The 22,286-nt window shown below is 60.1% G+C and carries 20 protein-coding genes; 10 read left to right on the forward strand and 10 right to left on the reverse strand.

All coding sequences use genetic code 11. The features are described from left to right. Positions 1–6: 6 nt before the first annotated feature. The 3 genes from NVV94_RS21920 to NVV94_RS21930 form a co-directional block, all read right to left on the reverse strand. A complete protein-coding gene (locus NVV94_RS21920) occupies positions 7–882 on the reverse strand; it encodes an ATPase (RefSeq protein ID WP_258444441.1) in 876 nt (291 codons plus the stop codon). 99 nt (positions 883–981) lie between these two features. Further along, entirely contained in the window at positions 982–1,980 is a 999-nt protein-coding gene (locus NVV94_RS21925; protein WP_258444442.1) for an NAD(P)-dependent oxidoreductase, read from the reverse strand. A 49-nt stretch (positions 1,981–2,029) separates the two neighbouring features. Beyond that, positions 2,030–2,923, reverse strand: a complete 894-nt coding sequence (locus tag NVV94_RS21930; RefSeq protein ID WP_258444443.1) for a LysR family transcriptional regulator ArgP — start codon at positions 2,921–2,923, stop codon at positions 2,030–2,032. A 131-nt stretch (positions 2,924–3,054) separates the two neighbouring features. Here NVV94_RS21930 and NVV94_RS21935 point away from each other — a divergent pair, with 131 nt between their 5' ends. From NVV94_RS21935 to NVV94_RS21975, 9 genes are all read left to right on the forward strand, one after another. Beyond that, positions 3,055–3,654, forward strand: a complete 600-nt coding sequence (locus tag NVV94_RS21935; RefSeq protein ID WP_258444444.1) for a LysE/ArgO family amino acid transporter — start codon at positions 3,055–3,057, stop codon at positions 3,652–3,654. A gap of 190 nt (positions 3,655–3,844) precedes the next feature. Continuing rightward, the gene (locus NVV94_RS21940) at positions 3,845–4,441 is read left to right on the forward strand and encodes a superoxide dismutase (RefSeq protein ID WP_258444445.1); all 597 of its coding nucleotides are present in this window, start codon (positions 3,845–3,847) and stop codon (positions 4,439–4,441) included. Positions 4,442–4,733: 292 nt separating this feature from the next. After that, positions 4,734–6,785 carry a bifunctional diguanylate cyclase/phosphodiesterase gene (locus tag NVV94_RS21945; protein ID WP_258444446.1) on the forward strand — a complete coding sequence of 684 codons (2,052 nt, stop codon included), beginning with the start codon at positions 4,734–4,736 and terminating at the stop codon, positions 6,783–6,785. 160 nt (positions 6,786–6,945) lie between these two features. Further along, the gene (locus NVV94_RS21950; protein WP_258444447.1) at positions 6,946–8,283 is read left to right on the forward strand and encodes an imelysin family protein; all 1,338 of its coding nucleotides are present in this window, start codon (positions 6,946–6,948) and stop codon (positions 8,281–8,283) included. A gap of 137 nt (positions 8,284–8,420) precedes the next feature. Then, positions 8,421–9,848 (forward strand): di-heme oxidoredictase family protein, encoded by a 1,428-nt coding sequence (locus tag NVV94_RS21955; protein WP_258444448.1) that lies wholly within the window; start codon positions 8,421–8,423, stop codon positions 9,846–9,848. A 15-nt stretch (positions 9,849–9,863) separates the two neighbouring features. Next, positions 9,864–10,928, forward strand: coding sequence for an imelysin family protein (locus NVV94_RS21960; protein WP_258444449.1), 1,065 nt, complete (start codon positions 9,864–9,866; stop codon positions 10,926–10,928). Positions 10,929–10,930: 2 nt separating this feature from the next. Further along, the gene (locus tag NVV94_RS21965; RefSeq protein WP_258444450.1) at positions 10,931–12,028 is read left to right on the forward strand and encodes a DUF1513 domain-containing protein; all 1,098 of its coding nucleotides are present in this window, start codon (positions 10,931–10,933) and stop codon (positions 12,026–12,028) included. A gap of 106 nt (positions 12,029–12,134) precedes the next feature. After that, entirely contained in the window at positions 12,135–13,283 is a 1,149-nt protein-coding gene (locus NVV94_RS21970; RefSeq protein ID WP_258444451.1) for an efflux RND transporter periplasmic adaptor subunit, read from the forward strand. An 18-nt stretch (positions 13,284–13,301) separates the two neighbouring features. Then, positions 13,302–16,355, forward strand: a complete 3,054-nt coding sequence (locus tag NVV94_RS21975; protein WP_258444452.1) for a multidrug efflux RND transporter permease subunit — start codon at positions 13,302–13,304, stop codon at positions 16,353–16,355. A 53-nt stretch (positions 16,356–16,408) separates the two neighbouring features. Here the strand turns inward: NVV94_RS21975 and NVV94_RS21980 are convergent, their stop codons facing one another. The 5 genes from NVV94_RS21980 to colR form a co-directional block, all read right to left on the reverse strand. Continuing rightward, positions 16,409–16,636 (reverse strand): hypothetical protein, encoded by a 228-nt coding sequence (locus NVV94_RS21980; RefSeq protein WP_258444453.1) that lies wholly within the window; start codon positions 16,634–16,636, stop codon positions 16,409–16,411. After that, positions 16,633–17,346 carry a lipopolysaccharide kinase InaA family protein gene (locus NVV94_RS21985; RefSeq protein ID WP_258444454.1) on the reverse strand — a complete coding sequence of 238 codons (714 nt, stop codon included), beginning with the start codon at positions 17,344–17,346 and terminating at the stop codon, positions 16,633–16,635. The genes NVV94_RS21980 and NVV94_RS21985 overlap by 4 nt, the downstream gene beginning before the upstream one ends. 7 nt (positions 17,347–17,353) lie before the next feature. Continuing rightward, positions 17,354–18,034, reverse strand: coding sequence for a class I SAM-dependent methyltransferase (locus NVV94_RS21990; protein ID WP_258444455.1), 681 nt, complete (start codon positions 18,032–18,034; stop codon positions 17,354–17,356). A gap of 152 nt (positions 18,035–18,186) precedes the next feature. Next, positions 18,187–19,461: a HAMP domain-containing sensor histidine kinase gene (locus tag NVV94_RS21995; protein WP_258444456.1), complete on the reverse strand. Its 1,275-nt coding sequence runs from the start codon at positions 19,459–19,461 to the stop codon at positions 18,187–18,189. Further along, positions 19,451–20,134, reverse strand: a complete 684-nt coding sequence (colR, locus tag NVV94_RS22000; protein WP_258444457.1) for a two-component system response regulator ColR — start codon at positions 20,132–20,134, stop codon at positions 19,451–19,453. The genes NVV94_RS21995 and colR overlap by 11 nt, the downstream gene beginning before the upstream one ends. Before the next feature lie 198 nt (positions 20,135–20,332). On the opposite strand from colR, the gene NVV94_RS22005 reads away from it, so the two are divergent. After that, positions 20,333–21,079, forward strand: a complete 747-nt coding sequence (locus tag NVV94_RS22005) for a phosphatase PAP2 family protein (protein ID WP_258444458.1) — start codon at positions 20,333–20,335, stop codon at positions 21,077–21,079. A 54-nt stretch (positions 21,080–21,133) separates the two neighbouring features. Here the strand turns inward: NVV94_RS22005 and NVV94_RS22010 are convergent, their stop codons facing one another. Both NVV94_RS22010 and NVV94_RS22015 read right to left on the reverse strand, forming a co-directional pair. Next, entirely contained in the window at positions 21,134–21,427 is a 294-nt protein-coding gene (locus NVV94_RS22010) for a DUF6124 family protein (protein ID WP_258444459.1), read from the reverse strand. 473 nt (positions 21,428–21,900) lie between these two features. Beyond that, positions 21,901–22,137 carry a hypothetical protein gene (locus NVV94_RS22015; RefSeq protein WP_258444460.1) on the reverse strand — a complete coding sequence of 79 codons (237 nt, stop codon included), beginning with the start codon at positions 22,135–22,137 and terminating at the stop codon, positions 21,901–21,903. Between the last annotated feature and the right edge of the window lie 149 nt (positions 22,138–22,286).

Here is a 22,286-nt window from a genome sequence, read left to right on the forward strand (position 1 = left end):
TATACCTCAAGGCCGCGCATTGAGCTGGCGCTGCAGGTTCTGGATCTGAGTCTGCAACGTGCTGATGTTACGCGTCACCTGACCGCGAAACGCGTCGAACTCGGCAGTATTGGGACCGCTCGAAGACGCGACTGCCGGACGATTCTCCTGCTCGCTCTTGAGCACGAGAAGGTCCTGCTCCAGACGATCGATTGCCGCGCTCGGGTCGCCTTGCTTTTTCAACGCCGAAATATCGGCCGACAGGCTCTTGAGTTCGGCATCGACCTTGCCCTGATCAGCCTGCGCAGCCTTCAACGCCGAGAGTTCACCGCTCAGGCTTTTGAGCTCGGACTGCAATTGCGCATTGGCGGCCTGTTGCTCGGACCGTAATTGCGCATTGGCGGCCTGCTGCTCGGCGGCCTTGGCAAGGATCTGCTCCAGGCGCTTGTCCAGGCCACTTTGCTGGCCGACGACGCCCTGCTGCTGTTTACTTTGCTCCAACAGCTTCGATTCAAGCTGCCTGATCTGCAACTTCAGTGCCTCGCTGCCGCTGTTGGCGGTGGACTCGGTCGCCACCACCTTGCCGGTGATCGCCTGAATGCGCCCTGCGGCTTCCTCACTGATGCGGGCGAAGCTTTCCTGGGTCGCCACCAACTGCTGCTCCATCAGCGAAATCTGCTGAAAGCTCCACCAACCCAGACCGGCCAGGGCAATGGATAGCGCGCCGACCAATGCCCACAGTGGTCCGGTGCTCGGGCCTTTGACCTTGACCACCGGCGTGGTGCGCGAATACACCGTCGTGCGCTCGCGGGCACCCTTGCTGGGGGCAAAATCATCATCGTCGCGCGTCCTGGCGCTCAGGCTGGGCACATCGTCGAAGTCGTCACGAATATCGTTACGCATGGGAAACCTTCTGAACCGCCATGATGGCAAAGTAATACAAAGTATAAACCGCTTGAACCGCGCACTGATCGACCACGAACAGCAAATACGGTTCCTTGGCTATTTTTTCGCCGGGGCCTGGACCTTCCACCAGGCGCAAAATTCATCCAGCGCCGACCACAGACTCACCTTCGGTTCATAGTCGAGCGTATAACGGGCACGACTGATGTCCAGGGTGAAATCCTTGCTCATCACCTGCATGCCCAACCGCGACAGTGTTGGCTGTGGCCGCCCCGGCCAGAGCAGGCACGCACCTTCATTGAGGGCCGCAACGCAATAGGCCAGGCCGAAGGAGCGATAACGCGTGACCTGCGGCAATTCCATCTGGCGCATTACATAGTTGACGGCGTCCCACAGCGGCACCGGCGTGCCATTGCTGATGTTGTAGGCCTTGCCCAAGGCCCCCTCGCCGGCCAGCAAGGCACTGAGCAAGGCCTCGTTGAGGTTTTGCATGCTGGTGAAATCGACCTTGTTCAGGCCATTGCCGATGATCGCCAGGCGGCCCTTGCCCTGCATTTGCAGCAGACGCGGAAAAATACTCATGTCACCGGCACCGGTCACGAAGCGCGGGCGCAGGGCAATCACCTCCAGACCGAACTCCCCGGCACCGAAGACCTTCTGTTCGGCCAGGTACTTGGTCGTGGCGTAGTGATCGTGAAAGCGCTTGGGTACCTGGTCTTCCTTGATGCCAAGGTGCGAGCGACCGTCAAAATAGATCGACGGCGAAGACAGGTGCACCAGGCGCCGAACCTGTTCTTTCAGGCAGGCTTCCACCACGTTTTCGGTGACGACCACGTTGCCCTGGTGAAAATCCTGGTAGCGCCCCCAGTTACCGACGGCACCGGCACAATGCACGACCGCCGCGACGCCCTGGCACAAGCGCCGCGCCAGCTCCGGATCGGTCAGATCGCCCTGAACGAACTGCGCACCACGCCGCACCAAATGCTCGACGCCTTCGGCACGACGCCCGTTGACCCGGACATCGAAGCCCTGCTCCAGGGCGAAACGCGCAAAGCGCCCGCCGATGAAGCCGCTTGCGCCGGTGACCAGAATTCTCATTTACCGCTCCGCTTTGATTGTTTTTCACACTCGGGCAAGACGCCGCCCCCTACTGCAGCGGCACCAGCCACTGGGCCGCCGTGTGGGCCAGGTGCTCGGTCAGTTGCCCCAGCAATTGACCGCCGTTGCGCCAATGATGCCAGTACAACGGCACATCGATCGGCTTGTCCGGCAAAACTTCGACCAGTCGACCGGCCTTGAGCTGGTCGCGCACCTGCAATTCAGGCACCAGCCCCCAGCCCAGTCCAGCTTCAGTCAGACGAATGAAGCCCTCGGAGGAAGGGCAAAGATGATGCTGGAACCCACCTTCGATGCCCAATGAAGCCAGGTAACGATGCTGCAGGAAATCATCCGGGCCAAACACCAGTGCCGGTACGCGCGCCAATTGGGCGGCATTGAACCCGTTCGGGAAATGTCGCGCAATGAATTCCGGGCTGGCCAGGGCCCGATAACGCATGGCCCCGAGCAATTGGCTGCGGGCGCCTGCCACCGGCCGCTCGCTGGCGCAGACGCAAGCCGCCACTTCGCCCGCGCGCATGCGCTTGAGCCCGACCTCCTGATCCTCCACCACCAGGTCCAACAGCAAGTGCTGCTGCGCACAGAAATCGCCGACCGCCGCAGCCCACCAGGTCGCCAGGCTGTCGGCATTCAGGGCGATCCGCAGTCGCTCCGGCAGGCCTTCCTCATCCAGCGCCGGCACCTGGCTCTGCAGGTCTCGCTCGAGCAGACGCACCTGTTGCACATGGTTGAGCAGGCGCCGGCCGATTTCGGTCGGGCTCGGTGGCGTGGCGCGTATCAGCACCGGTTGACCGACCCTGGCCTCGAGCAGTTTGATCCGCTGGGAAATCGCCGACTGCGACAACCCCAGCACCTGGGCCGCCCGCTCGAATCCGGCTTGCTCGATCACCGCCGCGAGGGCGGACAACAGCTTGTAGTCGAACATTACTTTTCCTAATGAGCGATCAGCATTATTTGTTTTTCTTATACAGGTGCGCCCCCCAGAATAGCCAGCATCATCTTTCATCACGCCGGCGCACGACCCTCGCTGCGCCTGCGTTACCGGAGCGACCTCACATGTGGCAAAGCTACCTCAACGGCCTGTTGGTGGCCTTCGGCCTGATCATGGCAATCGGCACGCAGAATGCGTTCGTGCTGGCGCAAAGCCTGCGTCGTGAACATCACCTGCCGGTCGCGGCATTGTGTGTGTTCTGCGATGCGGTACTGGTTGCCCTCGGTGTGTTCGGCCTGGCCACGATTTTGGCCAAGAACCCGACGTTGCTGGCGGTCGCACGCTGGGGCGGCGCGGTCTTTTTGATCTGGTATGGCAGCCTCGCGCTGCGGCGGGCCTGCTCCAGGCAGAGCCTGCAACAGGGCGAAGGCCAGGGCCAGAAATCCCGGCGCGCGGTGCTGCTCAGTGCGCTGGCGGTGACGCTGCTCAACCCCCACGTGTATCTCGATACGGTGCTGTTGATCGGCTCGCTCGGCGCCCAGCAAAGCGTACCGGGCGCGTATGTGTTCGGTGCGGCGAGCGCCTCGCTGCTGTGGTTCTTCACCCTGGCGCTGGGTGCCGCCTGGCTGGCTCCCTGGCTGGCCCGTCCCGGCACCTGGCGGCTGCTCGACCTGATGGTGGCGGTCATGATGTTCAGCGTGGCGGCACAGCTGATTCTGAACTGATAGCCCATTCATCCGCCAACTGCAAAGGCTCTGGAACCTCTTTTCCACACAGTTGTTGCGTGGTTATGCCTGTGCCCCGGTGCTATGATCCAGACCCTGCGGCGCAAAGAGTACAGACTCTCCGTCGCATATCCGGCCGCCCGTGATCGGCCTTGCGCTCACCGCACCTGACCTGATTAGGAGAATTACCATGGCTTTTGAATTGCCGCCGCTGCCTTACGCTCACGATGCCCTGCAGCCGCACATCTCCAAGGAAACCTTGGAATATCACCACGACAAGCACCACAACACCTATGTCGTGAACCTGAACAACCTGGTGCCAGGCACCGAGTTCGAAGGCAAGACTCTGGAAGAAATCGTCAAGACTTCCTCGGGCGGCATCTTCAACAACGCCGCTCAGGTCTGGAACCACACCTTCTACTGGAACTGCATGGCGCCAAACGCTGGCGGCCAACCTACCGGTGCCCTGGCTGAAGCCATCAATGCTGCATTCGGTTCCTTCGACAAGTTCAAGGATGAGTTCAGCAAAACCTCGATCGGCACCTTCGGTTCCGGTTGGGGCTGGCTGGTGAAAAAAGCTGACGGTTCCCTGGCCCTGGCCAGCACCATCGGCGCCGGCAACCCGCTGACCAGCGGCGACACTCCGCTGCTGACTTGCGACGTCTGGGAGCACGCCTACTACATCGACTACCGCAACCTGCGTCCGAAGTATGTAGAAGCTTTCTGGAACCTGGTGAACTGGAAATTCGTCGCTGAGCAGTTCGAAGGCAAGAACTTCGTCGCCTAAGCGAAGCTAAACAAAAAAACCCGGCCTGGCCGGGTTTTTTTTCGACAGTACCACCGGCCCTGGCCCTTGCCGCGGCGCGATATCACGCTAACATCAACCATTCAGGATAATTGTTGAACAGCGCTCAAGTAGAAGGGATGAACGACCGACACAGTACAGGAAGGAGAAACCTGCATTTCGCGCAGGCGGCGGGCGAGCCTTCCTATGCTTGATTGTCCCTTTGACTGACAACACGGGATTGCCAATACTGCTGGCAACTTGACGCTACGAGCATGGATTAAGGAATACCCCTTTGAAGCTGGAACTCAAAAACAGCTTGTCGGTTAAGTTGCTCAGGGTCGTGCTGCTTTCGGCACTGGTGGTCGGCGTGGTGCTCAGTTGTGCACAAATCGTGTTTGATGCGTATAAAACCCGTCAGGCCGTTGCCAATGATGCCGAACGCATCCTCGACATGTTTCGCGACCCTTCGACCCAGGCGGTCTACAGCCTGGACCGGGAAATGGGCATGCAGGTCATCGAAGGCCTGTTCCAGGACGAGGCCGTCCGCATGGCCTCCATTGGCCACCCCAATGAAACCATGCTCGCGGAAAAATCCCGCGCCCCCCTGCAGTTGTCGACCCGTTGGCTGACCGACCTGATTCTGGGTGAAGAACGCACCTATACCACTCAATTGGTCGGACGCGGCCCGTACAGCGAATACTACGGCGACCTGAGCATCACCCTCGACACCGCCACCTATGGCCAGGACTTTATCGTCAGCTCGGTGATCATTTTCATTTCCGGGGTGCTGCGGGCCCTGGCCATGGCCCTGGTGCTCTACCTGGTCTATCACTGGCTACTGACCAAGCCCTTGTCGAAAATCATCGAACATCTCACTCAAATCAACCCGGACCGCCCCAGCCAGCACCAGTTACCCTTGCTCAAGGGGCATGAAAAGAACGAACTGGGCATCTGGATCAATACCGCCAATCAGTTGCTGGCCTCCATCGAACGCAATACGCACTTGCGCCATGAGGCTGAAAACAGCCTGCTACGCATGGCCCAGTACGATTTCCTCACCGGGTTGCCAAACCGCCAGCAACTGCAGCAACAACTGGACAAGATCCTGATCGATGCCGGCCGCCTGCAGCGACGCGTGGCCGTGCTCTGCGTGGGCCTGGATGACTTCAAGGGTATCAACGAGCAATTCAGCTACCAGACCGGCGATCAACTGCTGCTGGCCCTGGCCGATCGGCTGCGCGCCCACAGCGGGCGCCTTGGGGCATTGGCAAGATTGGGCGGCGACCAGTTCGCGCTGGTCCAGGCCGACATCGAGCAGCCCTACGAAGCCGCAGAACTTGCCCAAAGCATCCTCGATGACCTGGAAGCGCCCTTCGCACTCGATCATCAGGAAATCCGCCTGCGGGCCACCATCGGCATCACCCTGTTCCCGGAAGATGGCGACAGCACCGAGAAGCTGCTGCAAAAAGCCGAACAGACCATGACCCTGGCCAAGACCCGTTCGCGCAACCGCTATCAGTTCTATATCGCCAGCGTCGACAGTGAAATGCGCCGCCGCCGCGAGCTGGAAAAGGACCTGCGAGAGGCCTTGAATCGCAACCAGCTATACCTGGTCTATCAGCCACAGATCAGTTATCGCGATCATCGCGTGGTCGGTGTCGAAGCCTTGATTCGCTGGCAACATCCCGAGCTCGGCATGGTCCCGCCGGACCAGTTCATTCCACTGGCCGAGCAGAATGGCAGCATCATCGCCATCGGCGAATGGGTGCTCGACCAGGCCTGCCGGCAACTGCGCGAATGGCATGACCAGGGGTTCAGCGAACTGCGCATGGCGGTCAACCTGTCCACGGTGCAATTGCACCACAGCGAACTGCCACGGGTGGTCAACAATCTGTTGCAGGTCTATCGCCTGCCGCCACGCAGCCTGGAACTTGAGGTCACCGAGACCGGCCTGATGGAAGACATCAGCACCGCTGCCCAGCATCTGCTTAGCCTGCGGCGTTCCGGTGCGCTGATTGCCATCGATGACTTCGGCACCGGCTATTCCTCCTTGAGCTACCTCAAGTCGCTGCCACTGGACAAAATCAAGATCGACAAGAGCTTCGTCCAGGACCTGATCGACGATGACGACGATGCCACTATCGTGCGGGCCATCATCCAGCTCGGCAAAAGCCTGGGCATGCAAGTGATCGCTGAAGGCGTGGAAACCCTGGAACAAGAGGCCTACATCATTTCCGAGGGCTGCCATGAAGGTCAGGGCTACCTCTACAGCAAGCCACTGCAGACCCGCGAATTGAGCGCCTTCCTCAGGCAGGCAGAGCGCAGCAGGGCCTCTTTGATCTGACCTATCGCCGCCCTGCGCCGCAAATCCACGACCGACACCGCGCCACCCACACAAAGATTTACGACACTACCTCTTTACAGAAAATGCATATCTTTCGCATTATGTTGCTGTTTCGCGTGTGCAAGCACACCTGTTCAATCTCTCGACGCAGGATTTCGCCATGATTCGTATGCCTCTGGCCACCGCCAGTCTGCTGGCCATTGCCATTTCACTCGCCGGCTGTGGCGATAGCAAGGACAAGGATGCTGCCGCGCAAGCACCAACCCCGGCCGCCAGCACGTCCGCTGCCACCCCGGCGACCGGCGCACTCGACGAAGCGGCGGCCAAGGCCGTTGTCGCACACTATGCCGACATCGTCTTTGCCGTTTACAGCGATGCGCACTCCACCGCGAAAACCCTGCAGACCGCTATCGACGCGTTCCTGGCCAAGCCGAACGACAACACCCTGAAAGCCGCCAAGGCCGCCTGGGTTGCCGCGCGCGCACCTTACCTGCAGAGCGAAGTATTCCGTTTCGGCAACACCATCGTCGACGACTGGGAAGGTCAGCTCAACGCCTGGCCGCTGGACGAAGGCTTGATCGACTACGTCGACAAGAGCTACGAGCACGCCCTGGGCAACCCTGGCGCTACTGCCAACATCATCGCCAACACGCAAGTGCAGGTCGGTGAAGACAAGGTCGACGTCAAAGAGATCACCCCGGAAAAACTGGCCAGCCTCAATGAGCTGGGCGGCTCCGAAGCCAACGTCGCCACTGGCTACCACGCCATCGAATTCCTGCTGTGGGGCCAGGACCTGAACGGTACCGGCCCGGGCGCCGGCGCTCGTCCTGCCTCGGACTACCTGGAAGGCGCCGGCGCCACCGGTGGTCACAACGACCGTCGCCGTGCCTACCTCAAGGCCGTGACCCAACTGCTGGTCAACGACCTGGAAGAGATGGTCGGCAACTGGAAGCCGAACGTAGCTGACAACTATCGCGCCACCCTGGAAAAGGAACCGGCTGAAGCCGGCCTGCGCAAAATGCTGTTCGGCATGGGCAGCCTGTCGCTCGGCGAACTGGCCGGCGAGCGCATGAAAGTCTCCCTGGAAGCCAACTCTCCGGAAGACGAACACGATTGCTTCAGCGACAACACCCACTATTCGCAGTTCTACGATGCCAAGGGCATTCGTAACGTCTACCTGGGCGAATACACCCGCGTCGACGGCACCAGGATGACCGGCGCCAGCCTGTCCTCCCTGGTGGCGAAAATCGACTCGGCTGCCGACACCGCCTTGAAGGCCGATCTGGAAGCTACCGAAGCCAAGATGCAGGTAATCGTCGATCACGCCAAAAAAGGTGAGCACTACGACCAACTGATCGCCGCAGGCAACACGGCCGGCAATCAGATCGTGCGTGATGCCATCGCCTCGCTGGTCAAGCAGACCGGCTCGATCGAGCAGGCTGCGGGCAAACTGGGAATCACCGACCTGAACCCGGACAATGCCGATCACGAGTTCTGATCAGCAGTGTCCTGAAAAGGCGGCCTTCGGGTCGCCTTTTTTATGCCCGCCACACAAACGCAAATCCCTCTTATTCAAAAAACCCCAAGCCTGCTAAGCTTGCACGCCCGAATTTGCTCGCCCATTCAGGATTTTCAATGTCCTCGCTGCCTTTTCGCTTGTTTGCGCTACTGTTGGCCCTGGGCCTGACAGCCTGTGATGATGCCCCGCGTTTTACCCAGGCCGAGCCAGGTGAGGCGCTTGCGGGGGGCAGTTCCACGTTCGACAAGCGTGACCGCAAGGCCTTTTCCATGCCCTCGGCCAACCTCTCGCTGGAGGGGCGCCTGAACTTCAATGTCGGCGACAGCTTCTTCCACAATCCCTGGGTGATCGCTCCGGCGACCACCACCGCACGTGATGGCCTGGGCCCGCTGTTCAATAGCAACACCTGCGAGAACTGCCACATCAAGGACGGCCGCGGTCATCCACCCACGGCCCACTCGGCCAACGCCACGTCCATGCTGGTGCGCCTGTCGATCCCCAATGAGCCCGCCTACGCCCAGGCCATCAAGCAAATGGGCGTCGTACCCGAACCTGTCTACGGAGGGCAGTTGCAGGACATGGCCGTGCCGGGCGTCGCTCCCGAAGGCAAGGTGCGGGTCGGCTACACGCCACAGACAGTGACGTTCAAGGACGGCACCCAGGTCGAGCTGCGCCGGCCACAGTTGCAGATCACGCGGCTCGGCTATGGCCCGATGCACCCCAACACCCGTTTCTCTGCCCGCGTCGCCCCGCCGATGATCGGCCTGGGCCTGCTCGAAGCGATTCCAGAGGCCGCCATCCTCGCCAATGCCGACCCTGATGATCGCAATGGCGATGGCATCAAGGGCCGCGCCAACCGGGTCTGGGACGACGCCCAGAGCAAGACGGTGCTCGGCCGCTTCGGCTGGAAAGCCGGCCAGCCGACCCTCAATCAACAGAACGTCCACGCCTTTTCCGGTGACCTGGGGCTCACTACCAGGCTGCGCACTGTCGATGATTGCAGCTGGGCCCAGACCGCCTGCCTGGCCGCACCCAACGGCAATGGCCCGCAGGGTGAACCGGAAGTCAGCGACAACATCCTGCGACTGGTGCTGTTCTACACCCGCAATATCGCTGTGCCGGTGCGCAAGGATATCGATTCGGCCCAGGTACTGGCCGGCAAGAACCTGTTCTACCAGGCCGGTTGCCAGAGCTGTCATACCCCGCAGTTCACTACCGCGGTGGACACCGCCGAGCCGGAACAGGCCAATCAGCTGATTCGCCCCTACAGCGATTTGCTCCTGCACGACATGGGCCCGGGCCTGGCAGACAACCGCACAGAATTCCTGGCCAGTGGTCAAGACTGGCGAACCCCGCCGTTGTGGGGCATCGGCCTGACCGAAACGGTCAGTGGCCACACTCAGTTTCTCCATGACGGCCGTGCCCGCAACCTCCTCGAAGCCGTGCTCTGGCATGGCGGCGAAGCGCAGGCGGCACAACGACATGTACTGACTTTCGATGCCGAGCAGCGCGCTGAGCTGCTGGCGTTCTTGAACTCACTCTAGAGAAAGGAGCCGGACATGTTCCGCCCCAAGCTGTTACTCACCAGCCTTGCTGCCCTTGTGCTGGGTGCCTGCTCGCCGCAGGACCCTCAGGCCGTGACCTGCGCCGCAATCGCCAAGCAGGTGATCCTGCCGACCTACAGCCGCTGGGTCGAAGCCGATCGGCAACTGGCGGTCAGCGCCCTGGCATTCTGCGAAGGCAAGGCAAGCCTGGAGACGGCCCGTGCCGACTTCCTCCATGCGCAAAAAGCCTGGGCCGAGTTGCAGCCCCTGCTGATCGGCCCATTGGCCGAAGGCAACCGCGCCTGGCAGGTACAGTTCTGGCCGGACAAGAAGAACCTGGTCGGCCGTCAGGTCGAGCAATTGGTCAGCAGCGACAAACCGACCGATGCCGCGTCCCTGGCCAAGTCCAGCGTAGTGGTGCAAGGCCTGTCCGCCTATGAGTACATCCTCTTCGACAGCAGGATCGACATGGCCGACAGCGCGCAAAAAGCCCGTTACTGCCCGCTGCTGATTGCCATCGGCGAACGCCAGAAGACGTTGGCCGAAGAGATCCTCGAGCGCTGGAACAGCAACGACGGCGTGCTCGCGCAGATGACCAAGTTCCCCAACCAGCGCTACGCCGACTCCCATGAGGCCATTGCCGATTTGCTGCGGGCCCAGGTCACTGCACTCGATACGCTGAAGAAAAAGCTCGGCACGCCAATGGGCCGTCAAAGCAAGGGGGTTGCCCAGCCGTACCAGGCGGACGCCTGGCGCAGCCAGTCTTCGCTCAAGAGCCTGGAAGCCAGCCTGACCGCGGCGCAAACCGTCTGGGTCGGTGTCGATGACAAAGGGCTGCGTGGCTTGCTGCCCAAAGAGCAGAAACCTTTGGCCGACAAGATCGATGCCGCCTATACCGCGTCACTGAAGCTGTTCCACGACAACCAGCGCACGCTTACCGACCTGCTGAACGACGAAGCCGGCCGCCAGCAGCTCAACGAAATCTACGACAGCCTCAATGTCGTCCATCGCCTGCACGAGGGCGAACTGGCCAAGGCACTCGGGATTCAGCTTGGTTTCAATGCGAACGATGGTGATTGATCATGCTCCGACGCCAGGCCCTCGCTCTCGGTAGCGTGCTGCTGAGTGCCGTCACACTGGGTGGCTGGACCCTCTTTCGCGGCAAGGACAGCAGCCCCCTGCTGCTCTCGGCCCGGGACGACAGTGACGGCCAGCACTACGCCGTCGGCTACCGCCTGGACGGCACGCAGGTGTTCGCCACCCGGGTTGGCCAGCGTTGCCATGACATCATCAATCACCCCGAACAGCCGATCGCATTGTTCGTCGCCAGGCGGCCCGGCACCGAAAGCTACCTGATCGACCTGCGTGACGGTCGGTTGCTGCAGACAGTTGCCTCGCAGCCCAATCGGCACTTCTATGGCCATGCCGTGATCCACAAGCACGGCCAGTGGCTGTACGCCACCGAGAACGACACCACCGAACCTGGCCGTGGCGTGCTCGGCGTCTACCGGTTCGAGGGTGAGCGGCTGAGCTACAGCGGCGAAATCAGTACCCACGGCATCGGGCCGCATCAGGTGTCCTGGCTGCCCGACGGTGAAACCCTGGTGGTGGCCAACGGCGGTATCCGCACCGAAGCCGAAAGCCGCGTGGAAATGAACCTGGATGCCATGCAGCCGAGCCTGGTGCTGATGCGGCGCGATGGAACTTTGCTGAGCAAGGAAACCCTAAAACAGCAGATGAACAGCGTGCGCCATCTGGCCGTGGCCAACGACGGTACCGTGGTCGCCGGCCAACAGTTCATGGGCGATGCGCATGAAACTGCCGAGTTGCTGGCGATCAAACGCCCCGGCGAAGCTTTCCAGCCCTTCCCGGTCGCCGACCAGCAACTGCAGGCCATGAATCACTACACCGCCAGCGTGGCCATCCACAGTGAACTGCGGCTGGTGGCGTTGACCGCGCCAAGGGCCAATCGCTTTTTCATCTGGGATCTGGACACTGCTTCAGTGCGTCTGGATGCGCCACTGCCCGATTGTGCCGGAGTCGGCGCAGTGAAGGATGGCTTTGTCGTGACGTCTGGCCAGGGCCGCTGCCGCTTCTACGATTGCCGGCAGAAAGCGCTGCTGGCCAAACCGTTGGAGTTGCCGGCAGGGCTCTGGGACAACCATCTTCATCTGGTTTGAAATACACGCTGGGAAACGGACTTCTCGGCCGTCATTAAACGAGTAATATTCGGGAATGTCGCGCCTTGCGCGCCTGCTTAGAACCGACTTCCAAGGAACTGGAAATATGCTGCGCCGTCGCATGCTGATCATGTTAGGTGTTGTCTTGCTGATCGTGCTGGTACTGGGGAGTTACAAAGCCTTTTCCATCTACCAGCAAGCCCAGCAGTTTTCCGTGCCCAAGCCGCCCATCAGCGTGGCGGCCGCCCCGGCCACCGAACGCGCCTGGCAGAATCGCCTGCCCGCCGTGGGCAGTCTCAAGGCCCTGCAGGGCATCAACCTGAGCCTCGAAGTCGCCGGCACGGTCAAGGCCGTACAGTTCGAGTCAGGGCAGAAGGTCAAACTCGGCCAACCCCTGCTGCAACTCGACAGCGATGTGGAAACCGCCTTACTTGGCACTGCGCTGGCCGACCTGGGCCTGGCCCAGGTCGATTACGGGCGTGGCAGCCAGCTGGTCGGCAGCCAGGCGATCTCCAAGGGCGAGTTCGACCGTCTCACCGCGCAGTTGGCCAGGATCAAGGCTATCGTCGCCCAACTCAAGGCTTCACTGGCCAAGAAAAGCATCGTTGCGCCCTTCTCCGGAACCATCGGCATCCGCCAGGTCGATGTCGGCGACTACCTGGCCAGTGGCACGGTCATCGCGACGCTGCAGGACCTGAGCAGCCTCTACGCCGATTTCTTTGTACCGGAGCAATCCATTCCGAAACTGGCGCTCGGGCAAAAAGTGCTGGTCAGCGTTGCCGCCTACCCGGGACAGGATTTCGAAGGCAGCATCAGTGCGATCAACCCCAAGGTCGAAGACACCACCCGCAACGTGATGGTACGCGCCACTCTGGCCAACCCGGACGGCAAGCTGCTACCAGGCATGTTTGCCAACCTGCAGGTGGTGCTGCCCAATCCAAGGAACGAAGTCGTGGTCCCCGAAAGCGCCATCACCTACACCCTTTACGGTAATTCGGTGTACGTGGTCGCGCAGAAGAAGGCCGAGGACGGTCAACCCCAGCTGGATGCGGCCGGCCAACCCACGCTGATCGCCGAGCGCCGCTTCGTCGAGACCGGCGAGCGCCGGGACGGCATGGTTGTGATCAGCAAAGGCCTCAAAAGTGGTGAGCAAGTGGTCACTGCCGGCCAGCTCAAGCTCACCCAGGGCGCCGTGATTGCCATCAGTCCCGACAAGACCATTCAAGCCGAGCAGAACAGCCGGCCCGCGCGCTGACTGATCAAGGACCTCCCCATGGCTTTTACAGATCCGTTCATCCGCCGTCCGGTACTGGCCACCGTCATCAGCCTGTTGATCGTCCTGCTGGGCTTTCAGGCCTACAACAAGCTGACCATCCGCCAGTATCCGCAAATGGAAAATGCCCTGATCACGGTCACCACTGCGTACCCCGGCGCCAACGCTGAAACCATCCAGGGCTACATCACTCAACCGATGCAGCAAAGCCTGGCCAGCGCCGAAGGCATCGACTACATGACCTCGGTCAGTCGCCAGAACTTCTCGGTGATCTCGATCTATGCCCGCATCGGCGGGGACAGCGACCGTTTGTTCACCGAGCTGCTGGCCAAGGCCAACGAGGTCAAGAACAAGCTGCCACAGGACGCCGAAGACCCGGTGCTGAGCAAGGAAGCGGCTGACGCCTCGGCGCTGATGTACATGAGTTTCTACAGCAGCGACCTGAGCAACCCGCAGATCACCGACTATCTCTCCAGGGTCATCCAGCCCAAGCTCGCTACCTTGCCGGGCATGGCCGAGGCCGAGATTCTCGGCAACCAGGTGTTCGCCATGCGTATCTGGCTCGACCCGGTCAAATTGGCCGGTTACGGCCTGAGCGCCAACGACGTCAATGACGCCGTGCGTCGCTATAACTTCCTGTCCGCCGCCGGCGAGGTAAAGGGCGAATACATTGTCACCAGCATCAACGCCAATACCGAATTGAAGTCGGCCGAAGCCTTCGCCGCGATCCCGCTCAAGACCGTCGGTGACAGCCGCGTGCTGCTCGGCGACGTGGCGCGGGTACAGATGGGTGCGGAAAACTACGACACCGTCAGCTCGTTCGACGGCATCCCGTCGGTGTATATCGGCATCAAGGGCACCCCGGGCGCCAACCCGCTGGATGTGATCAAGGAAGTGCGGCAGATCATGCCCGAGCTGGTAGCTCAGCTGCCGCCGAACCTGAAGGCGTCGATTGCCTACGATGCCACGCTGTTCATCCGGGCCTCGATCAACGAAGTGGTCAAGACCCTGATCGAGGCGGTACTCATCGTCATCGTCGTTGTCTTCCTGTTCCTGGGTGCATTGCGCTCGGTGCTGATCCCGGTGGTGACCATTCCGCTGTCGATGATCGGCGTGCTGTTTTTCATGCAGATAATGGGTTATTCGATCAACCTGCTCACGCTGCTGGCCATGGTGCTGGCGATCGGCCTGGTGGTCGACGATGCGATTGTCGTGGTGGAGAACATCCACCGGCATATCGAAGAAGGCAAGACGCCGCTGGACGCTGCTCTGGAAGGCGCACGGGAGATCGCCATGCCGGTGGTGTCGATGACCATCACCCTGGCGGCGGTCTACGCGCCCATCGGTTTTCTCGAGGGCCTGACCGGGGCACTGTTCAAGGAGTTCGCCCTGACCCTGGCCGGTGCCGTGGTGATCTCCGGCATCGTGGCGCTGACCCTGTCGCCGATGATGTGCGCCCTGCTCCTTCGTCATGAGGAGAACCCGAGCGGGCTGGCGCATCGGCTCGACATGCTTTTCGAGCGGCTCAAGCTTCGCTACCAGCACATCCTCCACGGCACCCTCAATACTCGTCCGGTAGTACTGGTGTTTGCAGCGCTGGTGCTCTGCCTGATTCCGGTGCTGTTGATGTTCACCCGCTCGGAACTGGCCCCGGACGAAGACCAGGGCGTCATCTTCATGATGGCAACCGCACCGCAGCCGACCAACCTGGATTACCTGAGCGCTTACACCGATGAATTCACCACGATCTTCAAGGAGTTCCCGGAGTACTACTCCTCGTTCCAGATCAACGGTTTCAACGGCGTGCAGTCAGGCATCGGCGGTTTCCTGCTCAAACCCTGGGACGAGCGTGGGCGCACGCAAATGGAACTGTTGCCACAGGTTCAGGCCAAACTCGACAGCATCAGCGGCCTGCAAATATTCGGCTTCAACCTGCCGTCGTTGCCCGGGACCGGCGAAGGCATGCCCTTCGCGTTCGTGATCAACACGCCGAACGACTACGAGTCGTTGCTCGAGGTCGCCGAACGGATCAAGGCCCGCGCCGAGGCTTCGGGCAAATTCGCTTTTCTCGACATCGACCTGGCCTTCGACAAGCCTGAGGTGGTAGTGGATATCGACCGGGCCAAGGCCGCGCAAATGGGCGTATCCATGGATGCCCTCGGCGGCACCCTGGCCACCCTGCTCGGCGAGGCCGAAATCAACCGGTTCACCATCGAAGGGCGCAGCTACAAGGTGATCGCCCAGGTCGAGCAGCCCTTCCGCGACAATCCGGGCTGGCTGAGCCATTACTACGTACGCAACAACAACAACGAAATGCTGCCGCTGTCGACGCTGATCACGGTCAGCGACCGGGCCAGGCCGCGCCAACTGAACCAGTTCCAGCAGCTCAACTCAGCGATTATCCAGGGTGTGCCGAAGGTCAGCATGGGCGAGGCGATCGAAACCGTGCGCAGCATCGCCGCCGAAGAGGCGCCGGCCGGTTTTGCCTTCGATTACGCCGGTACTGCACGCCAGTTCGTTCAGGAAGGCAGTGCGTTGTGGGTAACCTTCGGCCTGGCCCTGGCCATTATCTTCCTGGTGCTGGCGGCGCAATTCGAAAGCTTCCGCGACCCGCTGGTGATATTGGTGACGGTGCCGCTATCGATTTGCGGCGCATTGATCCCACTGTTCCTGGGCCTTTCGAGCATGAACATCTACACCCAGGTCGGCCTGGTCACGCTCATCGGCTTGATCAGCAAGCATGGCATCCTGATCGTCGAGTTCGCCAATCAACTGCGCCACCAGAAAGGCCTTTCGCCGCGCGAGGCGGTCGAAGAAGCCGCTGCAATCCGGCTGCGCCCGGTGTTGATGACGACTGCGGCCATGGTGTTCGGGATGGTGCCGCTGATTATCGCCACCGGTGCCGGGGCTGTCAGCCGCTTCGACATCGGCACAGTGATCGCCACAGGCATGTCCGTGGGTACCCTGTTCACCCTGTTCGTGCTGCCATGCGTCTATACCCTGCTGGCCAAGCCCGATGCCCCCGTCGTTACCCAGCCGGCCTTGACGCCATAACGCAAAAAGCCTCGTCATTGACGAGGCTTTTCAGGTTCCAGCGCAGGCTTGTCTCAGCCTTGCGGCCTCATCCCTTGAGTGAGTCCAAACATCAGCAGCAACAGATCCTGATCAGGTTTGACCGCCACCTGGACCTTGGCTGCGCGTGGCAGAGGGCAATGACCGGCCCCCTGCTCAGCGCTCAGTACGACAGGCCCGGGCTCTTCCCAGGCCGCGAGGGCTGCAGTCGCGACAGCCAACGCTGCGAGCAGAAACAGACCTCTAGCTATTTCTAGTTTCATTGCTCTAAACCTTTGACAGCGCCGCCAAACACCTTCTGATAAAAATAGAGCAGCTTTTTCCAGTCTGCCTGGCTCCAAGACGAATGGCGACGCAATTGCTTGAGGTCGTTGCGTGCGGCACGCTGGCGGCTGATGCGGCGTCGGCATTTTTCCAGGTCCAGCAGGGCGACTTCGGCGCGCGCCGCCTCCCCTTCGCCAACAACCCGAACGAAAACGTGCTTGCTGTACAGGCAGCCATGCTGCCAATGCCCCCGGTGCATGCGCGCCAGGTTCTCGGCCAGGTCCTTGAGTATCTGGTCGTGCACGGCCTCGCCATGGCGCTCACGACCGCCACCGGCATAAAAGTCATCGATCTCTTCGAAATCATCCAGCGCGGCGGTCACCAGCAAGCCACGCCATTGATGATCGGCGTCGTGCGCGACGCCACAGAAAACCATATCCGGCACCCGCACGTTCAATGCCTGGAACCCCAACAAGGCATCGCGCTCGCGCAATACCGTGGGACGACCGAACGGATGCAGCACGGTGCGGTAGATGTGCCCGATCTGACGCTTGGCATAGAGCAACTGGCCATCATCGCTGCGCAGTCTTTGCACGCCGCTTTCCCCACCCCGACGCTGATTGGGCTCTTCAACCCATTCACCACGCTGGCGCCAGAAATAGTCGAAGCGACTTTCGCCCGCAGACCCGCCTGCAAAATGTACAGCCATTCCCGTTTTACCCCTTACGCAACAAGTACACTCGCCACATGGCGTAGAGCGGTAAAAAATCCAATCGTTCCTGGATCTGGAAACCGGCTTGTACGAACTCCTTCTCGACAGTAGCTGCAGGTAACACAAAACGATTCTGGTAACTTTCCTGCCCAACGCCCTGACCGCGGCGCCGCTCCAGTTTTTTGCGTCTCCAGGCCTTGAAGTTGCCATCCACCCAGAGAGAAACAATCACACTGTCGCGGGTAACCCGATGGAATTCCTTCAATAATGTCATCCGATGCGCCGCCTCACCGATGTGGTGCATCAGGCGCATGGAGAAAATGCTATCCACCGCGTTGTCTGGCAAATCAATCGCAAAGGCAGATGTTTGCAAGGGTCGTACCCGTTCGACGATTTCGGGCGGTTGCGACTTGCAGGCAATCTCCAGCATGTCGGCCGAGTTGTCTGCGCCGATGATCACCCGGTTGGCTTTTTCTGCCAGCAAAGGCCAGAAACGCCCCGCACCGCAGGGCAGGTCGAGTACCAAACCAGGCTCACCGGCCAACTCCAGGGCACGCCTTGCCAGTTGTTCGTCACGTCGATGGGATAGCTTGCGCGACAGGCCGTCCTGATGCTTGCGCAAATACTCCCGAGCATGTTGCTGGTCGTACTTGTTGGAAAATTCGAGCTTGATGGGGCTACTCACGATGCATCTCCTGAATCATTGCCCGCTACCTTAATCAGGCAGACGTCATCGTCAGGTCATGCATATGTGAAAAAATCGTCACGCCATTGGCGAAATGTTTCCAGGTTTGACGGGGTCAGGACAGTGGCTCGGGGCCATGTTTCAGGCCCGACTCACGCCTTCGCCAACACCACTTGGAAACGACAACCATGGGGCGCCATCGGTGACAGCGTGACAGTCCAACCCTGGTCATCACAGATCCGCTGCACCAGCGACAGACCCAACCCCAATCCCTCTCCACGCTTTTCATTGCCGCGAACGAATGGCTGGAACATGGCTTCGCGTTTTTCCTCGGGGATCCCCACCCCGCTGTCTTCGACGGTGAAACCCTGGGGCTCGATGTCCAATCGGATAAAGCCCTTGTCGGTATAGTGGGCCGCATTGCGCAGCAGGTTGCCCATGACAGCCTGCAGGAACGTCGTGTTATAGCGTGCGTCCGAGGTCAGGCCCGGTTGGAAAATCAACCGCAAGCCTTTTTTCTCGATGGGCTCGCGCCACAACGCGAGCAGTTCGTCGGCGATCTCGTTCAGCGTTGAATGAGAGGCCATGTCGACCTCATCATGCTGGGCCCGGGCAAGCATGAGGAATGTCTGCACCAGCTCGCGCATTTCTTCGCAGGCCCGGGCAATCCGCTCGACCTGCAAGCGAGCGCGCTGATCGAGTTGCGGGTTTTCCAGCAGCAGTTCGCAGGAACTGGCCAGTACCATCAACGGCGTGCGCAACTCGTGACTGACATCGCTGGTGAACAACCGCTCCCGGTTCAAGGCATCGCGCAGACGCCCCAGGGTGGCGTCGAACGCCACCGCCAGTTCACCGACCTCGTCGGCTGCATAGTCCGGCGCCAGTGGCGGCGCCAGCCCCAGCAACTGATCGCGGTGGCGCACTTGCTGGCTCAAGCGTACCACCGGCGCCATGACCCGCCGCGCCAGGACCCAGCCGAGAAATACCGCCAATGCCAGGCTGAGGATGAAGCCTACCACCACCACCGCGAACAAGACGCGCTCGCGCTCTTCGAAATCACTCTGGTCCTGCAGCAGCACATAATGGCGACCATCGACCACTTCGACCATGGCGTGGTACGAAAGTCGGTCGCGGAATACTTCATGAAAACCAGGGGTCAAGTGACGCAGGTCCTTCGGCAAGTCGAAATCGCCTCTGCCGCCACTGAAGTAGAACAGCTGCCCGGGCTTGGGACGATGGCTCCAGTCACCGACGCTGTCCATCAACAGCAACCCCTGCAGGTCGCCGCCCAGGCCTGCGGAAATCAGTTTTTCCTCGACCAGGTGGACGGTGGCGACAATCCCCACCGCAAAGGCGCCGGCGACCAAAGCACTCATCAAGGCAAAGGCAATGATGATCCGCTGGGCAAGGCTTTGTTTAAACTCCATCGCGGCCCTCGGCCAAGCGATAACCGACGCCGTGCACGGTATGCAACAAGGGTTTGTCGAATGGCTTGTCGATGACTTGGCGCAACTGGTGCACATGACTGCGCAAGCTGTCGCTGTCCGGGCAGTCGTCGCCCCACAAGGCTTCTTCAAGCACTTCGCGGCGCAACACATGGGGGCTTTTCTGCATCAGGACGGCCAGCAACTTCAAGCCGACCGGATTGAGCTTGAGCAGACGCCCGTCCCGGGACACTTCGAGGGTATCGAGGTCATAGCTCAGGTCGCCTACCTGCAGGCTACGCCGACCACCGCCCTGGGCACGCCGCAAGACGGCTTCGATGCGTGCGGCCAATTCGGACAGCGCGAAAGGTTTGAGCAAGTAGTCGTCGGCACCGGAACGAAAGCCCTGCAAGCGGTCGTCCAACTGGTCGCGGGCGGTGAGCATGATGACCGGCGTGTCACGCCGTGCATCTTCGCGCAAGCGCTTGCACAGGGTATAGCCGTCGATACCGGGCAACATGATATCGAGCACGATCAGGTCGTAATGTTCGGTAGCGGCCAGGTGCAGCCCGGACAAACCATCCTGGGCACAATCGACGGTATAGCCCTTGAGGCCCAGGTAATCTGCCAGGTTGGCCAGAATATCGCGGTTGTCTTCAACCAATAGAATTCGCATGGGCACTTTCTCCGTCCGCAGCATTTAGCCCTCAAGGCAGGCGCAGCTTAAGGCGAACTTCGATACAGGTACAGGACGTTCAAGGCGTCCGGTCCCATATCATTCTTTTTTACCCCCGGCTCACAGACAAGCTGTGGCATGCCGGGCACAATATTGGGGGCTTTACGCCAACACAGTTTCATTCATTGCGGACCTTTCATGCCGCCATCCGTTACCCGACCTTACTCTCAACCGCTCAATTTGTGGCTCTGCCTCGGTATTCCCCTGCTCGGAGCGATTACGCTAATCCTGCTGGAACTGACCTCATTAGACATGGACCTGGCCAGACTGGCCTACGATTCCACTGCCGGAGCGTTTATCGGCAAGCACAGTTACTTCCTCGAAACCATCCTGCACGATCGCGCCAAACAGGTGGTCATCGCATTGTCAGTGCTCGCAATCGCCGTATTCATTTCCAGTTTCATGCTGGGTCGGCTCAAGCCCTACCGCCGAGAGCTGGGTTGCCTGGTGTTGTCGATGGCGCTCGCCACCGGTTTCGTCACGCCTCTCAAGGCGGTCACTGCCGTACAGTGCCCGTGGAGTCTGAGTGAGTTTGGCGGCAAGGAGACCTACAGCGAACTGCTCAGCCCACGGCCGCCAACCGATAAGCCTGGCCGTTGCTGGCCCGGCGGTCATGCCGCTACTGGCTTCAGCTTGTTTGCACTGTTTTTCGTGCTGCGCGATCGCCGGCCACGCCTGGCCCGCGCGGCGTTGATTTTTGCGTTTGCGCTAGGCACCGTATTTTCCATCGGACGCATGCTGCAAGGCGCACATTTTTTCTCGCACAACGTCTGGACGGCGGTCTTTTGCTGGTTGATCAGCCTGGGGTCGTATTACGCAGTCTTGTATAGAAACAAGGCAGCAGAAAAAGTGACCGAGCCCGACGCAATTTCAGTGCAATCATAATCCGACCAGCCTCCTCGTTCCCACGTAACGCGGGAATGAGGAGCTGAGGTGGTGTTAAGCCCTCACGCTATCGAGCAAGGCTTCGATCAGCGCCCGCGCCGATCCCACATTTTGAATGATCGTCAACGCCAGCGCCTTGTCGTTGAGCTCAAGGTGTTCGGCAGCAGCCCAGCCAATGGCGTCTGCACAGTCGAGCAACATCGCTACTTGCACTAACGCATCTTCGACGGGAATGCCTTCGCGGACGGTGAAGAGTGGACGGTTGTTGCTGTCCAGCGGACCGAAGGCTTTTTCGGCGGTGTGGGTGATGATGCGGCTTGGGGGTGGATCTGGGGTAATTTTTAACATGGTTCAGCTCCTGGAGAATTGGAACTGCCACGACCCGCTGTCAAACAGGTTGGGTGGCAGCTGTACGCGGGTTGACAGACCGGTCTCCAGGATCCCGGCGCACCCGAGGGTGCCCCACGCACAGCCGCCATTGCACAAATAGCGGACGCAAAAAAAAGCGTCTGCTGTTCGAGGGACGGGACGCTATGCGTCTGGAGGTTCGGTCTGTCAAAACCGGTCACTGAATTGGCAGCGACATTCAAAGGGTACCGGTATGATTCGGTTGGCGCAACTGTATCAGCGATGCATTTAGTGGCGCTCGATCAAGGGCAATTGGAACGCCGCCCTCGTCCCTTTCCTACAGGAATTTCCATCATGTATGTCATCTTTGGACACTGAGGACCCTGTGAGACTTTATTCATTGTTATTTGCCTGCACTTGAAGCCTTATATTGTAGAGCAGCCTTTCGATAGCCTCGTCGCCTTTCCATTTTATTAATTCGGCACGCCCTCCCTCGCCTCCCTGCTCTGCAGCTCATGATCGATGTGGATAAATGAGTCCCTGTCATACCCTACAAATCCTACAAATCCTACAAATCCTACAAATCCTACAAATCCTACAAATCCTACAAATCCTACAAATCCTACAAATCCTACAAATCCTACAAATCCTACAAATCCTACAAATCCTACAAATCCTACAAGGATTTCGGGCGCCTTACATTTAAACAATTTATTTCGATCTATGCGACCAGACCTAAACGAACTCAAAGAACATTGCTCCCCTCAATTCCATTCGGAACAGCAGAGGGCGAAGCCCTTTGGGCACAGCGCAGCGATAGTTATGCCCAATTGGCAGGCATTCAGGCATAGGAGATACA

Origin of the sequence: Pseudomonas sp. LS1212, assembly GCF_024741815.1 — a bacterium.
Classification (GTDB): domain Bacteria; phylum Pseudomonadota; class Gammaproteobacteria; order Pseudomonadales; family Pseudomonadaceae; genus Aquipseudomonas.

Coding starts and splice junctions, on each gene's coding strand:
- NVV94_RS21940 (WP_258444445.1), top strand. CDS start 3,845: ATGGCTTTTGAATTGCCGCCGCTGCCTTACGCTCACGATGCCCTGCAG.
- colR (WP_258444457.1), bottom strand. CDS start 20,134: ATGCGAATTCTATTGGTTGAAGACAACCGCGATATTCTGGCCAACCTG.
- NVV94_RS21950 (WP_258444447.1), top strand. CDS start 6,946: ATGATTCGTATGCCTCTGGCCACCGCCAGTCTGCTGGCCATTGCCATT.
- NVV94_RS21960 (WP_258444449.1), top strand. CDS start 9,864: ATGTTCCGCCCCAAGCTGTTACTCACCAGCCTTGCTGCCCTTGTGCTG.
- NVV94_RS22010 (WP_258444459.1), bottom strand. CDS start 21,427: ATGTTAAAAATTACCCCAGATCCACCCCCAAGCCGCATCATCACCCAC.
- NVV94_RS21985 (WP_258444454.1), bottom strand. CDS start 17,346: ATGGCTGTACATTTTGCAGGCGGGTCTGCGGGCGAAAGTCGCTTCGAC.
- NVV94_RS21970 (WP_258444451.1), top strand. CDS start 12,135: ATGCTGCGCCGTCGCATGCTGATCATGTTAGGTGTTGTCTTGCTGATC.
- NVV94_RS21955 (WP_258444448.1), top strand. CDS start 8,421: ATGTCCTCGCTGCCTTTTCGCTTGTTTGCGCTACTGTTGGCCCTGGGC.
- NVV94_RS21975 (WP_258444452.1), top strand. CDS start 13,302: ATGGCTTTTACAGATCCGTTCATCCGCCGTCCGGTACTGGCCACCGTC.
- NVV94_RS21935 (WP_258444444.1), top strand. CDS start 3,055: ATGTGGCAAAGCTACCTCAACGGCCTGTTGGTGGCCTTCGGCCTGATC.
- NVV94_RS22005 (WP_258444458.1), top strand. CDS start 20,333: ATGCCGCCATCCGTTACCCGACCTTACTCTCAACCGCTCAATTTGTGG.
- NVV94_RS21930 (WP_258444443.1), bottom strand. CDS start 2,923: ATGTTCGACTACAAGCTGTTGTCCGCCCTCGCGGCGGTGATCGAGCAA.
- NVV94_RS21920 (WP_258444441.1), bottom strand. CDS start 882: ATGCGTAACGATATTCGTGACGACTTCGACGATGTGCCCAGCCTGAGC.
- NVV94_RS21995 (WP_258444456.1), bottom strand. CDS start 19,461: ATGGAGTTTAAACAAAGCCTTGCCCAGCGGATCATCATTGCCTTTGCC.
- NVV94_RS21925 (WP_258444442.1), bottom strand. CDS start 1,980: ATGAGAATTCTGGTCACCGGCGCAAGCGGCTTCATCGGCGGGCGCTTT.
- NVV94_RS21980 (WP_258444453.1), bottom strand. CDS start 16,636: ATGAAACTAGAAATAGCTAGAGGTCTGTTTCTGCTCGCAGCGTTGGCT.
- NVV94_RS21965 (WP_258444450.1), top strand. CDS start 10,931: ATGCTCCGACGCCAGGCCCTCGCTCTCGGTAGCGTGCTGCTGAGTGCC.